The organism is Actinobacillus genomosp. 2 (assembly GCF_029773605.1).
Lineage (GTDB): Bacteria > Pseudomonadota > Gammaproteobacteria > Enterobacterales > Pasteurellaceae > Actinobacillus.
In genome coordinates this window covers 1416114-1433048 of record NZ_CP103807.1, presented here as the reverse complement: position 1 = coordinate 1433048, position 16935 = coordinate 1416114, and the positions used below count along the sequence as shown (strand labels likewise).

The window sequence follows — 16935 nt, the reverse complement described above, 5'->3', positions numbered from 1 at the left end:
TTAGAACCTCGTGTTCTAAGCAAAACTTTAATTCCTCACTAGGGGCAAAAAGTGAAAGACTTAGTAAAGTTTTTAAAAGCACAATCGAAATCAAATGACGATTTTGATGTAATTAAAATTGGTTTAGCATCACCGGATAAAATCCGTTCTTGGTCTTTCGGTGAAGTAAAAAAACCGGAAACCATTAACTACCGTACCTTTAAACCTGAGCGTGATGGTCTTTTCTGTGCACGTATTTTCGGACCGGTAAAAGATTACGAATGTTTATGCGGTAAATATAAACGTTTAAAACACCGTGGCGTAATCTGTGAAAAATGTGGCGTTGAAGTTACTCAAACTAAAGTACGTCGTGACCGTATGGGTCATATCGAACTTGCTTGTCCGGTGGCACACATTTGGTTCTTAAAATCACTTCCGTCCCGTATCGGTTTAATCTTAGATATGCCATTACGTGATATCGAACGTGTACTTTACTTCGAATCTTATGTGGTTACTGAGCCGGGTATGACCGATTTAGAAAAAAATCAGTTATTAACCGAAGAACAGTTCTTAGACGCAGAAGAGCGTTGGGGCGATGAGTTTGAAGCGAAAATGGGTGCGGAAGGTATCCAAGCACTTTTACGTGATATGGATTTAGAGCATCAATGTGAAATGATGCGTGAAGAGTTACAAGAAACTAACTCTGAAACAAAACGTAAAAAAATCACAAAACGCTTAAAATTATTAGAAGCATTCCAACAATCTGGCAACAAACCGGAGTGGATGGTAATGACCGTATTACCAGTGCTTCCACCAGATTTACGTCCATTAGTACCACTTGATGGTGGTCGTTTTGCGACTTCAGATCTGAACGATTTATATCGTCGCGTGATCAACCGTAACAACCGTTTAAAACGCTTATTAGATTTAGTCGCACCGGACATCATCGTACGTAACGAAAAACGTATGTTACAAGAGTCTGTTGATGCGTTATTAGATAACGGTCGCCGTGGTCGTGCGATTACAGGTTCTAACAAACGTCCATTAAAATCTCTTGCAGATATGATCAAGGGTAAACAAGGTCGTTTCCGTCAGAACTTATTAGGTAAACGTGTGGACTATTCAGGTCGTTCGGTAATCACCGTAGGTCCTTACTTACACCTACACCAATGTGGTTTACCGAAAAAAATGGCATTGGAATTATTCCGTCCGTTTATTTACTCTAAATTAGAATCTCGTGGCATAGCTTCAACAATCAAAGCTGCGAAGAAAATGGTTGAACGTGAAGAACCGATCGTATGGGATATCCTTGCGGAAGTTATTCGTGAACACCCAATTTTATTAAACCGTGCGCCAACACTTCACCGTTTAGGTATCCAAGCGTTTGAGCCAATCTTAATCGAAGGTAAAGCAATCCAGTTACACCCACTCGTTTGTGCGGCGTTCAATGCGGACTTCGATGGTGACCAAATGGCGGTACACGTACCATTAACACTTGAAGCTCAGTTAGAAGCTCGTGCGTTAATGATGTCAACCAATAACGTACTTTCACCGGCGAGTGGTGACCCGATTATCGTACCTTCTCAGGACGTTGTATTAGGTCTTTACTATATGACTCGTGAGAAAGTGAATGCGAAAGGTGAAGGAATGTATTTCCTTGACCCACGTGAAGCAGAAAAAGCATACCGTACAGGTCAAGCTGAATTACACGCACGTGTTAAAGTTCGTATTACTGAATACGTGAAAAATGAAGCGAGTGAATTAGTTCCAGAAACTAAATTATTAGATACCACAATCGGTCGTGCAATCTTATGGATGATCGCACCGAAAGGTATGCCGTTTAAAGTATTCAACCAAACGTTAGGTAAAAAAGCGATTTCAAAATTAATCAATGAAAGTTACCGTCGTTTAGGTTTAAAAGAATCTGTAATTCTTGCTGACCAAATCATGTATACCGGTTTCGCATACGCTGCGCGTTCAGGTGCATCAGTTGGTATCGATGATATGGTTATTCCGGCGCAAAAACACGAAATTATTCGTGCGGCAGAAGCAGAAGTGGCAGAGATCCAAGAACAATTTAACTCAGGTCTTGTAACTGCAGGCGAACGTTATAATAAAGTAATCGATATTTGGGCAGCGGCAAACGAACGTGTTGCAAAAGCAATGATGGAAAACCTTTCAACGGAAGAAGTGATCAACCGTGAAGGTAACCCGGAAAAACAAGCGTCATTCAACAGTATCTTTATGATGGCTGACTCGGGTGCGCGTGGTTCTGCAGCTCAGATTCGTCAGTTAGCAGGTATGCGTGGTCTTATGGCTCGTCCGGACGGCTCGATCATCGAAACACCAATTACCGCAAACTTCCGTGAAGGTCTGAACGTTCTTCAGTACTTTATTTCAACCCACGGTGCGCGTAAAGGTCTTGCGGATACCGCATTAAAAACAGCGAACTCAGGTTACTTAACACGTCGTTTAGTAGACGTAGCACAAGACTTAGTAATCACTGAAGATGACTGTGGTACACACGAAGGTATCGTGATGACTCCGTTAATCGAAGGTGGTGACGTTAAAGAAGCATTACGTGATCGTGTATTAGGTCGTGTGGTTGCAGAAGACGTATTAAAACCGGGTACGGAAGAAGTATTAATTCCACGTAACACCTTAATCGATGAGAAATGGTGTGATGTGATTGATGCGGAATCTGTGGACGTAATCAAAGTACGTTCGGTGGTAACTTGTAACACAGACTTCGGTGTGTGTGCGAAATGTTACGGCCGTGACCTTGCTCGCGGTCACCTTATCAACCAAGGTGAAGCAGTGGGTGTTATCGCGGCACAATCAATCGGTGAACCAGGTACACAGTTAACCATGCGTACGTTCCATATCGGTGGTGCGGCTTCTGCGGCAGCAAAAGAATCTAGCATCCAAGTGAAAAACGCAGGTACGATTAAGTTAACTAACGCTAAATTTGTAACTAACAAAGAAGGCAAAATCGTATTAACTTCACGTAACACAGAATTAACTGTAATCGACACATTCGGCCGTACCAAAGAAAACTATAAAGTACCTTACGGTGCAGTGCTTTCTAAAAACGACGGTGCAGAAGTTGCAGTAGGTGAAGTCGTTGCGAACTGGGATCCGCATACAATGCCAGTCATCTCAGAGGTAAGCGGTCGCATCCAATTCAGCGACATCGTAGATGGCTTAACCGTTACTCGTCAAACCGACGAATTAACCGGTTTATCATCTATCGTGGTGCAAGATGTGGGTGAGCGTGCAACAGCAGGTAAAGATTTACGTCCGGCATTACGTTTAGTAGATGCACAAGGTAACGATATCTTAATTCCAGGCACAGACGTTGCAGCACAATACTTCTTACCGGGTAAAGCAATCGTAACCTTAGATGACGGTGCGGAAATCGAAGTCGGTGAAGCATTAGCACGTATTCCACAAGAATCTGTGGGTACAAAAGATATTACCGGTGGTCTTCCACGCGTAGCAGACTTATTCGAAGCACGTAAACCGAAAGAGCCGGCAATCCTTGCTGAAATTTCAGGTATCGTGTCATTCGGTAAAGAAACTAAAGGTAAACGTCGTTTAGTTATCACGCCGGCGGAAGGCGAAGCATTCGAAGAAATGATTCCAAAATGGCGTCAGCTCAACGTATTCGAAGGCGAGATGGTACAACGTGGTGACGTAATCTCTGATGGTGCAGAAACGCCGCACGATATCTTACGTTTACGTGGCGTTCACGCTGTAACAGATTACATCGTAAACGAAGTACAAGAAGTTTACCGCTTACAAGGGGTAAAAATTAACGATAAACACATCGAAGTTATCGTTCGCCAAATGTTACGTAAAGCGGTTATTACTAACGCATACGACAGCGAATTCCTCGAAGGGGAACAAGTTGAAGTTTCACGCGTGAAAATTGCTAACCGTAAACGTGCAGAAGAAGGCAAACCGCTTGTTGAGTTCGAACGTGAATTACTTGGTATTACCAAAGCGTCGCTTGCAACTGAGTCATTTATCTCAGCAGCGTCGTTCCAAGAAACCACACGTGTTCTTACTGAAGCAGCGGTTGCTGGTAAACGTGATGAATTACGAGGCTTGAAAGAGAACGTAATCGTAGGTCGTTTAATCCCAGCGGGTACAGGTTTCGCATATCACCAAAACCGTGCGAAAAAACGTAACCAGCCAGAACAAGCGGTCGCTTTTGAAGCTCCGGTTGCAAAAGCTAACGGATTCGCAACCGATGCTGATATCGAAGCAGAATTCGAATTCGTTGCAGACGATGCAACTCAAAGCCTAGCAGCGTTATTAAACGCAGGTGATGAAGAGTAATTCGTAGTATATCGGATAGATAGAAAGCCCCCAGAACGAAAGTTCTGGGGGCTTTTTTGTTTTCATCTCATATAAAAATTAAATTAGGTATTGCATATATAATTCCTAGAATTAGCCTATTGACAGGCTAGAGGCTAGAATGCTGAAAAACCATATTTTATATAGTGTCAAGTGGTTTTATTTATAGAGCTTTCTATTTTTTATTATTTTTCAATAAGTTATAGAAGGATGGTAATTTTAATAAATTTTATTATAGGAAACTAATTATGGAAAAATCATTTTCATTAAATTTTTTAAAAGAAAATCCAGAGGTTGATTTTAATCAGGAATGGACTTGGAAACCTCAAAATTATTTAAAAGATACAGAAATTAAAACTGCAACATTTTCTGGGAAAAATCAATCCGACGATTATACGAATGAATAATATTTTTTAAGAAATAGGGCTAGGAATATCTTAGCCCTTATAAATAAGGGGGTATTTTTGATTTTGCTTATTGGTAGCTCTAATGATCCTCATTTAATTGCAATCCAAAGAGAATTAAATGAGATTAATCAAAAATCTATAATCTTGGATACATCAAAAGAAGCATTATTAAATACAGAATTTTCTTATTATTCTGAATCAGATGTTTTTCTTATCAAACAAAATAATGCGATCTTAAAATCTTCTGAGATTAGAGTAGTATTTTGTCTTTCTCCATTATATGCAAGAAAAGGGTTTATTAGTTCTAATGAAAAAGATTTTTGGCACTTCACTTGGAGAGAATCATTATTTGGATTTTATGATTTTCTATCTGAAAGGGTATTTTGGACCAATAGTAATTTACGTACTGCACTTTCAGCTCAAAGTAAAATATCTTTCTTTGCAAAAGCTAGAAAATCTGGATTAAATACACCTGATTCATTAATTAGTAATAATAAAGATGAGATTAATTCATTTTTTATTAAGCATCCAGATATTGTATTAAAAACTATGCATCAAATTTATTTAGAATATAGTGGAAAGCAAGCGATGTTATTAGTTAATAGTGTGAGTAAGTATCAATTTGAACAATTCGAAACTAAAAATGAATGTCCCGTATTTTTACAAGAAAAAATAGATAAGAAATTTGATATTAGAGCAATAATTATTGGTAGTGAGGTGATTGGTTGTAAGATCGATGCTAGCAAATCTAGTATAGGTAATTTGGATTGGCGAGTATATGATTTACCAAATACAAAACACTCAAAATATGAATTTACTAAGGAGTTTCAATTAAAATTAGTAAATGTAATTAAGCTATTTGGATTAGATTATGCTTGCTTAGATCTTTGTGTTGATGATAACGATAATATTTGGCTTTTAGATGTAAATCCATTTGGAAAGTATATGTGGATAGAGTTAGCTGTTGGGTTAAATATTAGTAAATCTATTGCCAATTTCCTCGGGAGAAAAGTAAATGAAAAATAATATAGATCCTAATTATAGAGTTTTTTGTAATTTTATGTATAGCAAGGATTTTGGTAAGACTTTTATAGATGAAGAAAATGCATTTCTTTTATATGCTGAAAGCCAAGATATTATAAATCATGAATTTGTAGAAAACTTTATTAACAATAATTTAGGTAAAAATAATATGCCATTTTTTAAAGTTGTTCAGATAGTTGAAATATCGGAATTATAGTTGAGAAAAGTCCAATGTCTATTAAAGCGAAAGGTATATGTCCATATTGTAGTGATTCTATAATAGCAAAAGTTATTGAGGAAAATTATATTCGTAGAGATAAGTGTATTTGTCCTAGTTGTAATAAAGTTATTTATATTTGCCGATCTCCGGGTTGTAATAATTATGCTAAAGGTGGGGATGTATGGGATGATGAATTATGTCCTAGCTGTACTAATGATTTTCCTAATAAGGTTACAATGATTGGTGGAGCTGTACTTACATTAACAGCTTTAGCAAATAAGAAAAAATAATTGTTTTAAAAGGCTAAAGTTGTATTAGCCTTTTTTCTATTTAATAATAATTAATATTAATCCATGGGTTGAATTATGGGATTTAAAGCATATAAAAATAGATCATCATATACAAAAGAAAATAAGGTGTTTTCATATTTATGTGAGAAGTTAAATAATTTATATAAGAATAGTGATGATAAGGTTTATTTATTAGGAAATATATCTTTTATAACTAAAGAAAATCAACAATATGAAATTGATGCATTATTTATTAAGAATGGTGAAATTACAATTATTGATTTTAAAGAATATAGCGGTCATTTAACAACACCATTAGATGCAAATGAGAACTGGTATATTTTACCTAAAGGTAAATCTCAAACCGTAAAGATAATGGGAAATACCCGCTATACCAATCCTTATTCTCAGATGAGTAGACATAGATATGGTCTTATTAACTATTTGACAGACTTTCATATTGTTAATAAAGAGAAAGATATTAAGAATAAGATTAGTGGTGTTGTTTTATTTAAAAGTATTACTAATTTAAATAATATTTATGATGAATTATCTCCTAAAATGAAAGATTGGTTCCAGATTTTAGATGAAAATTCAGTTTATGAATTAGATCATATAGCTAGGACATCAGGCTTTTTAGATAAAGAAATTTTAAATTTTTTGGAATTATTATCTCCTACAATACAAGAATTTACGAATTATCCAGGCAGAGATACAGATAGTATATATAAATCTGAAAATCAAGAAAATAATACTCAAAAAGATATTGCTGATACATCAATAAGAAGCGAAATTGAAGAATTACTAAAACTATATAGAGCTAAACAGGTATATTTAGAAGAAGTTCTCATAGAAATAGAAAATTTTAAAGAAAATAATAGTGATTTAGAATCTGGGATTCTAGGTTTATTATCAGATTTAGATTTAGTGATTCGTCAAGAGTTTTGTCCTAAAGATAAACTTGAGAATATTTTTAATATTCATAAGTTATTTCAGTATAAATTGCCTATTTATCAATATCCAGACTTTAATATAGAAAAATACGGATATATTGAATATACCAAAGTTGTATTAGTGGAAAAGATTGAGGAAGTAGAAGTAGATATTGATAAAATCAAACAAAGTAAAGAGTATCAAACAATTAAAAATATATTGAAATCTCCTGATTATTTAGCAGAATATCGGGCAGAAGTAGAACTACTTTTGAGGAAAATAAGTGGATATTATACGAAATTAGAACTGGAAGAGAGGCGGTTACAACAAGAAAAATGGCAAGCAGAAGCAGAGAAACAAAGACTTGAGAATGAGGAAATTGCTAAAAAACAAAAAATTGAATTAGAAAGACGAGAATTTGAAAACAAAATTCAAGCTGAAAAACGGAAGCTTGAGCTAGAAAAATTAAGAAAAGAACAAGAAGAAAATGAAAAAAAATTAAGATAGGAAAATGAAAAAAGATTAAGGAAAGAAGAAATAAGTAAGTTTATAGGTAGATTGGGTATCATTTTACTTTTGGGACTGACAGTATATCTTTCATTTCCAGTGATAGAACAAGGCATAAAAACTATTGTAAACATTCCAATTTGGGTGTGGCTAGGGGTATTTTTTACAATAATTGGTTTAGCTGTGAGGCCTAAAATAACGGGTATAATTTTATTTATACTGTTTATATTATCTATATTAATCTATTTTCTAGGATGGATATGGGGAATAGTATCAATAATTGCTATTTTCATATTAATAGGTGTATTTGTTAAAGATGCATAAGTAGAGCCAAGCGGCTAAACCCCTATAATTTTGCAAAAAATTCGGGAAATTTAACCGCTTATGTTTTATAAACTTACAGATATTTGCCGAATAAAGGGCATAGGTTTTTGTTGGGCTTGCCATAAATCATAATTGGCTTGTTGGTGGAGCCAGCTTTCCGGGCTTGGGCTGTTTTCGCCTAACTAAGTGTACAAATTGATTGGCATTTCTGTGCTGATTTCTGACTTTTTATTAAGTAAACAACACTTCTGTTCCCTTTCTTTATGGTATATACTTTTGGTACATACCAATATCAGTTTTAAAGGAGATCAAAATGGAAGCATCAGTATTTATGACAAATCGCAGTCAAGCGGTACGATTGCCGGCAGAAGTACGTTTTGCAAGTGATGTAAAAAAACTTTCTATAAGAGTAGTCGGTAATGAGCGTATTTTGGCACCGATTAACCAAAGTTGGGATAGCTTCTTTCTGAGTTCGGCAACGGTAAGCGATGATTTTATGACAGAGCGTGAAAGTAGCACTCAAGCCGAACGTGAGGAACTCTAATGCTGACTTATATGCTTGATACTAACATTGCGATTTATGTGATTAAACGCAGACCTATTGAAGTGCTGGATAAGTTTAATTTAAATTCCACTCGTCTTTGCGTGAGTAGTATTACAGCGGCTGAGTTATATTATGGTGCAGAGAAAAGCCAGTTTCCGGAACGAAATATGGCAGTCATTGAGGATTTTCTTTCTCGTTTAACGATTCTTGATTATACGCATAAGGCGGCTACTCACTTTGGTAATATCAAAGCACATTTATCTAAGCAAGGTGAGATCATCGGCGAGAACGATATTCATATTGCCGCACATGCAAGAAGTGAAGGACTCGTATTAGTAACCAATAACTTGCGTGAATTTGAACGTGTGGAAGGATTACGATTAGCTAATTGGGTATAGCTTTTGTTGCGTTCGATAATGCCAGTTTCTCGAGGGACGTTTTTTATATCCTAACAAATATTTCTAATCTAAGTGAAAAAATCAAGCGGTTAAATTCCCCTATAATTTTGTAAAAAATTCGGGAAATTTAACCGCTTATGTTTTATAAACTTACTTAATCATAATGAAAGAACAAATCTCCCTAACCCCTCTTTGCTAAAGAGGGGAATAACATTCTTTAAATATTAGTAGATTATGGTGTAAAACATCTGTTGTCAGAAGCGAACGAATAGAGTGTAGAGAATAAAACAAGCGGTCAAATTCCCCTAACTTTTTGCAAAAATCTTGAGGAATTTAACCGCTTGTATTGCATTGATTACTCTAAACCGACAATTTTCCAGCGGTTGTGAGACACGCCTTCTACTTTGCCTTTTTTCACGTTAGAGATGTAATCGATCATCATATTTTGAATGGTGCCGGCTTCGCTGCCCATTGCGACTTTAGATTCCCATAATACCAGGATTTGTTGTCCTTCCCATACGCCGCCTTTTTTGATGAGTTGTTCATAGCGATATGAATTCATACCGAGTTTGATTTTGCTGTCATCAGTAATTGCTGTGCCATTGGCAAGGCTAAGATCAACAATTTTCTCGCCGCTTGGTTTGCGTAAATCAATGTTGAATTTTACGCCACCGAAAATATCAAAGGTGACATATTTCGATTTGCCGCGTTTTTCATTTATACGGTAGTCTTTATCTTGCGGTTGAATTGTATCGAAGTAATCTGCCGACCAGTTCATATATGCCTTGAGCTGTTTGCCTGTTACTTCATAAACGCTTACATCACCACCCGCATAGCGATAGTTATAGATAATATCTTTTTTCTTAATATCGCCTTTGTCTAAACGTACGGTTTGGTGGTCGAAGGCAAAAGACACCACGTCCGCTTTACTGTAATGTTGTTGCACGTCATTAATCAATGAAGATAAACCGGTATCTTGCGTGAAGGCAATCGCTACGCCGTGATTTTTACCTTGCGGAATCATGGTTTGTACGGTTTCGCCGATTTTCACATTGTTCAAACGGCGTAATTCGTCATGATATGGTTGATAAATTTTTTCGATTGCAGGATCTGAAGCCAATGCTTTAACCGGTACGGTTTTTGCATTTTTTGAAAGTAATTTCACTTTGCCGTCATCCGCGACATCAAAGGCTAAATCCACTTCTGAAACCACAGTACCGTAGCGGTGTGGTTCGGTAATCAGAGTATTTTTAATCGTTTCCGCTGAGACGTTTTTGTGCATATGACCGGCGATAATCACATCAATGCCTTCCACATTATTAACTAAATCCGCCACGCCGGTATCAGGGATATTATTTTCGTTTTCAATCCCCATATGTGCTAACACGATAATCGCATCAACTCCTTTCGCTTTTAACTCGGCAATTTGTGCCTTCGCTTCTTCGCTTGGTGAGCTGAATTTCATCTCATCAAGGTGATGGGTATCTTTTTCGAAGGTTGCCGACATTGGTGTAGTTAAACCGATTAAACCGAGTTTTACACCGCCTTTTTCAATAATATCGGTGGCAGTAACGTAACGTTTACCATCTTTTTTGTAGTAGAAGTTGGCAGTTAATACTTTGGCATTAATGTCTTTAATGATTTCATCTAAAGCGGTCATACCGAAGTTAAATTCGTGGTTACCTAAAATAAAATAGTCGTATTTCATTTCGTTTAATACTTTAGGAACCGGGTTGTCTTTGTAGTATTTTTTCGTTTTAGCAAAAACTTCCACTTGGTTGTCTTGAATCGCATCACCGATATCGACTAACACTACATTTTTATTATTTTGGCGTACCTCTTTTACATAGGTGGAAATTTGCGCGTAAGAACCGGATTTGTCCTCAATATCCGCGCCATAGTTCCAAGGTACTATACGCCCGTGAACATCTGATGTACCTAAAAATTTAATATTAACTTCTTTCGCGACGGCAACACTTACCGCAGAAAGCACAAATAAAGTACCGAGTACTTTTTTCATAAAGATCTCCTTATAGGATAAGTAGGAATAGCTTGTTCTATTTTAACTTAGGTTGATTGCAGATTGTACTGATTACTAACATTTTTATTTGTAATGTGAGCCAATTTTGTAAAATTCTGATGATGGTTAACGGTTTATCAAAGAGAATTTAAAATATGATATTTGGAATAATCTTTCTTTATAACTAGTGTTATATACTATAAATCAGTAGGAATTTTATTCTTTATAATCTTTTATGTTGTATTTTTATGTTATTACATAAAAAATAAATAGCTAATTCATTTGCTTTTTCTTTTTATTTTGATCAAAAATTAAATTTAGTTAATTAATGTAAAGTTATTAAAGATTTTTGTTTATACTAAAATTAAGAATATAGGCTATGAAGAAGATAAGAAAATTTCTAGTTAATCCTTTAAGATTTATGGCAGACTCTTGGGTTTGCAAATATGCGCATTTGGAAGATTTTAAAAAGACGAAAAATTTATTTGTTCTTACTCATCTTGGTCAATTATCTCAAGCGGAAGCATTAATTAAACAAGAAAAATTGTTGAATTGTGTTTTAATTATTTTATACACAAAAAAGAATACAATGATGCCGGTAATGGTCAAAAAAGCATCAAATCCAAGTTTATTTAATCGTGTTCAGCAATTAAAAATTCCCTCTTTCCCAAATAAAGTACAGATTAAGAATCTCATTTATATTAATAATTCTTATAGAAGTTTATTGGCAAAAATTAAACCGCATAGACTATTTATGTTTAGTTTTGAAAAACATTATTGTTTACTTGCACAAAGAGCTAGTGAAAGAAATATAGAAGTTAATTTAATTGAGGAAGGTACTGCAACCTATAAGTATACAAATTTGAATGAAGCTAATACTTTAGTCAAATCAAGTTTATCCATAAAAGAGAAAAAGACTGCTTTTGTCATCAATATGCTACCTATGTTCAGAGAATTAAGACCGGTATTATCAGTTTTTAATGGGTTTAATAAGGTTTATGCAGTTTTTCCTGAATTGCTTAAAGATACATTTAATTTTAAAGAGGGTAAGGAATTTTTTCTCTATAAAAATATTGAGATTGGTAAAACAGCTTTAAATATTAAGAATAGATATGAGATATCTACCGATGATATTCTTTTTTTAAATCAAAGATATCCGTTTCCGCAAGAGGTATATGCTCAATGTTTAGTTGAAATATTATCCACATATGCAGAGAAATACGATTGTAAAGTATTTATAAAACTTCACCCTAAAGATCCGGAAGAACTTAAAGAGGTTTTAAGACAGGAAATAGCAAATTTATCAATGTCATCAAACATTATATTAATTGATGAATATGGTTTTCTAGTTGAATCTTTAATTAAAACTGTAAAACCAAAGAAAGTTTTAGCATTAACTTCAACTAGCCTCATTTATTCAAAATTGTTGGTTGATGATATCAATGCGGAATCCATTTATTTATTAATAAAAGAGAAAATGCTAGAAAGTATAGCTTATGAGCATAAGATCTTTTATGAAGTAGAGGACCATTTTACTATTTTGAATAAATTTAAAAATGTAGATTTTATCAGTGATATAAGCCAAATTTAATTATGTATAAAGTACTAGTAGTTGCTACCTATGATTCTTTTCTTAATTCTGGGATTAAGGTGGCAGAGAGAATTTCAAGGGATGAAAATATAGAAATAATGATTTTTCCAGTAAAACGGAATCAAATATCTCTCAGACAATTATTAGAAAGTAATGCAATTAAATATCACCAGATATTATTTAGCTATGATTTAGATTACTTACAATACGATATTATTATTCTGTCTGTTGGTAATACGGCAACAAAAAAATTCATTGCTCATTTTTACGAGAAACATTCTCTATCTTGTAAACGTCCTATTATTATTTCGATTTTTCCAGGGTTAATATTTGGACATACAGAAAGTATTTTATCTAGAATAGATACAGATATTATCTTAGTGAATAGCCTATTAGATAAAGAAAAAGTGAATGAAATCCTTAAGGTTTATCGTTCAACTACCGAGGTTATACATTATGGTTTAATCAATATTGATATAAATAAGAAAAATAGTTTTTCAAAAAGGAATTCTGAAAAAACAATAGTTTTTATTGAGCAAATTAGAATACCTGAAACTAAGGAAGAAAAAGAATTTGTGGTAGATAGGCTAATTAATTTGGCGAAAAATTATCCAGAAAAGGAAGTTATCTTTAAAAGAAGAATTATTGAGCGTGAAGTAACGGTCCATGAGGATAAGATTAGTTATATAGATATTCTAAATAAAAAAGAATTACCGACTAATTTTCAAATATCAAATGAACCTATTGCTGATCTTTATCATAAGATGGATTTATGTCTTTCTTTTTCATCCACAGTATTGTTAGAAGCATTATATTACGGTATCCCTATTGCGATAATTTCTGATTTGGGTATTAATGATAATTATGCCTTAGATAACTTTTTAGGAAGTGATCTTTTTCTTAGTTTTAATGAAATAGAGAAAGGCCTTCGTTCTATACCTTCAGTATTATGGTTAGAAAAAAACTTATATTTTGATAATAATAGAGATGATATCTTGAAAAAAGCTATTGAGAATATTCTAAATCATCCATCAAAATTACATAAAAGATTTCTATTTTTTAAAGGGAGACAATATATGAATAAATCTAACAAGTATCAAAAATTAAAGAAATTAGTTAGATCACCTAAAGATTTTTTTATAGATTCTAAATTTAATAAGTATTTATTTGGGAGGTAATAAATATGAAACGTAAGAATTATATGAAAAGGCTGTTTAATGAGCAGAAGTATCAAGAAGTTATTAATAACTTAATAAAAGTAGAAATAGAAAAGCTAGACTCTGAGTCACTTAGATATTTATCAATTAGTTTATTTAAAACTAAAAAATTATCATTATGTATTAAAGTTTGTAAGGTTTTAGAAAACCATACCAATCTAATGGATTATTTTATTTATGAGATGTTAGCTGAGTGCTACTGGTTGAGAAATGATCTTGAATGTTCACAATTCTATTTTGAGAAAGCATTAGAACTGAATCCTAAACTATTAAGTGCAAAATATAAAAATTTTATCTTAAAGTATAGATTAGGAAAATCATTAGATATTTTTGAACTCAGAGAAGTAGAGGAGATTGCAAAGAAAAATGGTAAAGCAGATCTACTTAAAATTTTATGTTGTATTAAATTTAAAGAAGGTATCAATACTTCTCTTTTAAAAGATATGTCCTATGCTATTGAACTTTCCGATAAGAATACTGCTTCAGACTATCTTGTTTTAGCAGAGTTACATAAAAACGCTGGAAATTTCACTTCATCTCATCGATATAAACAATATTTTTATCACAGCTTATTTAAGTCTGATTTTATTGATAACAAGGAAAATAATTTATTTGTCACTTTATCATCTAATATGGATTTTATTCTAACTAAGTATCCATTTACAGGCGATAGATTAAATGTAGTTGATCTCTCAGAGAGTTATTATATGTTATCTATCGAGAGTATTGCTAAGAAAATCATAGAGTTACAAAAGATTAAACAATATGAAAAAATATCTATTGTTGGACTGTCAAAAGGTGGTACTGCTGCCATTATGCTGATTAATCTTTTACAAGAACATCTTCCAGAAGTCGTGATTAAGGCAGTTGCTTGTTCACCTCAAATAGCACTTTGGCCATTTAATCAAAATCTTTCAGTTTTGAGTTATAGAAGTTTGGCAGAGAAGATCGCTTGCAATCCTATCTTAGAAAAATTAATTTTGAAATCAAACGAATATATCAAATTTAAGATTAAAGATGGGAATTTATTATCTATATTTTACGGAAATAAGTTTCTGATGGATGTGAATGAGATCAATAAAATATCAGATTGTGAGAATGTTGATATTATCAAATTAAATTTCTCTGGTCACGCTACAGGTATTCCACTAACAATTCCAGAAAATAAAACTAAGGAAGAGTTAAGAGGAAAATATGAGAGATTAGTTGTAGATAATGATAGTCAAGAGTTAGATGGAAATATTGTAGATATCTTAGATGAAATCTATGCAATTTATACTAATCCTGAAATGCGCTTATATAAATTTTTATAGTTGTCACTCAATCATATCTATAAGAATTTTCTAGTTTATATCTGTGTTATATCTAGAATATAGTAATGAATATTATCAAAGTATTTCTAAATTTATCTTAGGAAGAAAAAATGAAACAAAAAGTTATTTTTATTGGTGCTGGAGGTTACGCTAAATCTGCATTAGATTCGTTAGATCAGGAAAAGTATGAATTTTATGGATTTATTGATAACTCAAAGCCTATCGGTAGCTCACATTTAGGATATCCTATAGTAGCAAAAACAATAAGAGAGTTTAACGATAGAGATAATTATTGTTATTTTGTCAGTATTGGAGGAAATGAAAATCGATCAAGAAAATTTATTTCTCTTCAAGAACTTAATTGTAAAATTATTAGTGTAATAGATAAATCAGCGATTGTTTCAGAAAGAAGTGAATTAGGTATTGGAGTTTTTATCGGAAAATTATCTATTGTCAATGCGGGAACTAAGATTGGTAATAATGTCATTATTAATACTAAGTCATTAATTGAACATGGTTGCTGTATTGAAGATCATTGCAATATTTCAACTAATACAACATTAAATGGTGATGTATTTGTTTCCGAATATTCATTTATAGGTAGTTCTTCGATTATTAACGGGCAACTTCATATTGGTAAAAGAGCTGTAGTAGGTTCCGGAGCAGTAGTGACTAAAAATGTCATATCGGAAACCGTGGTCGCCGGAGTCCCGGCAAGAATCATCAGGAATATAAATGAGTAAAGTATTTATTGTTGCGGAGATTGGCTGTAATCATAACGGCGATCCTGCATTAGCGAAGAAAATGGTTGATGTAGCCAAAACATGTGGTGTAGATGCCGTAAAATTTCAAACCTTTAAGGCTGATAAATTAATTTCAAAATATGCACCGAAAGCGGAATATCAAAAAATCACGACCGGTACAACAGATTCTCAATTGGAGATGACGCGTAAACTGGAATTACCTTATGAGGAATTTATCAAACTAGACAGTTATGCACGTTCATTGGACTTAGAAGTATTTTCTACGCCATTTGATTTTGAATCAATTGATTTCTTGGCAAGTCAGCGACAAAAAATATGGAAAATTCCGTCCGGTGAATTAACTAACTTACCCTATTTGGAAAAAATTGCCCGTTTACCGATTGAAGGAAAAACAGTCATCATTTCAACTGGAATGGCAACGATTGAAGAAACTCAATGTGCACTTAAAGTGCTGGAAGAGAATGGTATGGCAAAAAAAGATATTACTATACTACATTGTAATACCGAATATCCAACGCCTTATGAGGATGTGAACTTAAATGCTTTTCATCAGTTGAAACAAGAATTTAGTGAATATCGCTTAGGTTTTTCTGACCATTCTGCTGGTTATTTTGCAGGACTCGCAGCGGTGCCTTACGGTATTACGTTTATTGAAAAACATTTTACCTTAGATAAAAATTTTGAGGGACCTGACCATAAAGCTTCGGTCACTCCAGAAGAATTAAAATTATTATGTGAAGGGATTCGGGCAGTTGAGAAGTCGTTAGGTTGTTCGAAAAAAGTCGTAACACGTTCCGAAATGAAAAATAAAATTGTGGCACGTAAATCCATTATTGCCGCTCGAGCGATTAAAAAAGGCGAAGTGTTTACCGTTGAGAATCTTACCACTAAACGTCCGGGTAATGGCATTAGTCCAATGTTTTGGTATGAGGTATTGGGTAAAACAGCAGAACAGGATTTTGAAGAAGATCAGTTAATTGCTGACAGTCGTTTCGAAAATCAAATGTAATATTTTACCCTCCTATTGGGGGGCATATTTAACA

Annotated in this window: 14 protein-coding genes and 1 pseudogene; 13 read left to right on the top strand and 2 right to left on the bottom strand. The window is 33.7% G+C overall.

Going from position 1 to position 16935, the window contains the following annotated elements; genetic code table 11:
• Positions 1–51 precede the first annotated feature (51 nt).
• From rpoC to NYR60_RS07160, 6 genes are all read left to right on the top strand, one after another.
• Complete coding sequence (gene rpoC, locus NYR60_RS07185; RefSeq protein ID WP_279466407.1) at positions 52–4323, top strand: DNA-directed RNA polymerase subunit beta'; 4272 nt, start codon at positions 52–54, stop codon at positions 4321–4323.
• A gap of 266 nt (positions 4324–4589) precedes the next feature.
• Positions 4590–4748, top strand: coding sequence for a hypothetical protein (locus tag NYR60_RS07180; protein ID WP_279466406.1), 159 nt, complete (start codon positions 4590–4592; stop codon positions 4746–4748).
• 57 nt (positions 4749–4805) lie between these two features.
• Positions 4806–5774 (top strand): ATP-grasp domain-containing protein, encoded by a 969-nt coding sequence (locus NYR60_RS07175; protein ID WP_279466405.1) that lies wholly within the window; start codon positions 4806–4808, stop codon positions 5772–5774.
• Positions 5764–5988, top strand: a complete 225-nt coding sequence (locus tag NYR60_RS07170) for a hypothetical protein (protein WP_279466404.1) — start codon at positions 5764–5766, stop codon at positions 5986–5988. Before NYR60_RS07175 ends, NYR60_RS07170 begins: the two co-directional genes overlap by 11 nt.
• Before the next feature lie 14 nt (positions 5989–6002).
• Entirely contained in the window at positions 6003–6281 is a 279-nt protein-coding gene (locus tag NYR60_RS07165; RefSeq protein WP_279466402.1) for a hypothetical protein, read from the top strand.
• 75 nt (positions 6282–6356) lie between these two features.
• Complete coding sequence (locus NYR60_RS07160; RefSeq protein WP_279466400.1) at positions 6357–7721, top strand: nuclease-related domain-containing protein; 1365 nt, start codon at positions 6357–6359, stop codon at positions 7719–7721.
• A 389-nt stretch (positions 7722–8110) separates the two neighbouring features.
• Here the strand turns inward: NYR60_RS07160 and NYR60_RS07155 are convergent.
• Positions 8111–8284, bottom strand: a pseudogene (locus tag NYR60_RS07155) (HigA family addiction module antitoxin); the annotation flags it as partial.
• A 74-nt stretch (positions 8285–8358) separates the two neighbouring features.
• Here NYR60_RS07155 and vapB point away from each other — a divergent pair.
• Both vapB and vapC read left to right on the top strand, forming a co-directional pair.
• Positions 8359–8589, top strand: coding sequence for a type II toxin-antitoxin system VapB family antitoxin (gene vapB / locus NYR60_RS07150; RefSeq protein ID WP_279466398.1), 231 nt, complete (start codon positions 8359–8361; stop codon positions 8587–8589).
• Positions 8589–8987, top strand: a complete 399-nt coding sequence (gene vapC / locus NYR60_RS07145) for a type II toxin-antitoxin system tRNA(fMet)-specific endonuclease VapC (RefSeq protein WP_279466397.1) — start codon at positions 8589–8591, stop codon at positions 8985–8987. The genes vapB and vapC overlap by 1 nt, the downstream gene beginning before the upstream one ends.
• Positions 8988–9342: 355 nt before the next feature.
• Here vapC and NYR60_RS07140 read toward each other — a convergent pair whose 3' ends face one another.
• Entirely contained in the window at positions 9343–11007 is a 1665-nt protein-coding gene (locus NYR60_RS07140) for a bifunctional metallophosphatase/5'-nucleotidase (protein WP_279466395.1), read from the bottom strand.
• Positions 11008–11386: 379 nt separating this feature from the next.
• Between NYR60_RS07140 and NYR60_RS07135 the strand changes: the two genes are divergently transcribed.
• The 5 genes from NYR60_RS07135 (at position 11387) to neuB (ending at position 16901) form a co-directional block, all read left to right on the top strand.
• A complete protein-coding gene (locus NYR60_RS07135) occupies positions 11387–12598 on the top strand; it encodes an alpha-2,8-polysialyltransferase family protein (protein ID WP_279466392.1) in 1212 nt (403 codons plus the stop codon).
• Between the two features lie 2 nt (positions 12599–12600).
• On the top strand, positions 12601–13776 hold the full coding sequence (locus NYR60_RS07130) for a DUF6716 putative glycosyltransferase (RefSeq protein ID WP_279466390.1): 1176 nt from the start codon (positions 12601–12603) through the stop codon (positions 13774–13776).
• A gap of 5 nt (positions 13777–13781) precedes the next feature.
• Positions 13782–15128 carry a hypothetical protein gene (locus NYR60_RS07125; protein ID WP_279466389.1) on the top strand — a complete coding sequence of 449 codons (1347 nt, stop codon included), beginning with the start codon at positions 13782–13784 and terminating at the stop codon, positions 15126–15128.
• A gap of 110 nt (positions 15129–15238) precedes the next feature.
• A complete protein-coding gene (locus tag NYR60_RS07120; RefSeq protein WP_279466387.1) occupies positions 15239–15871 on the top strand; it encodes an acetyltransferase in 633 nt (210 codons plus the stop codon).
• Entirely contained in the window at positions 15864–16901 is a 1038-nt protein-coding gene (gene neuB, locus NYR60_RS07115) for an N-acetylneuraminate synthase (RefSeq protein ID WP_279466386.1), read from the top strand. The genes NYR60_RS07120 and neuB overlap by 8 nt, the downstream gene beginning before the upstream one ends.
• Positions 16902–16935 lie beyond the last annotated feature (34 nt).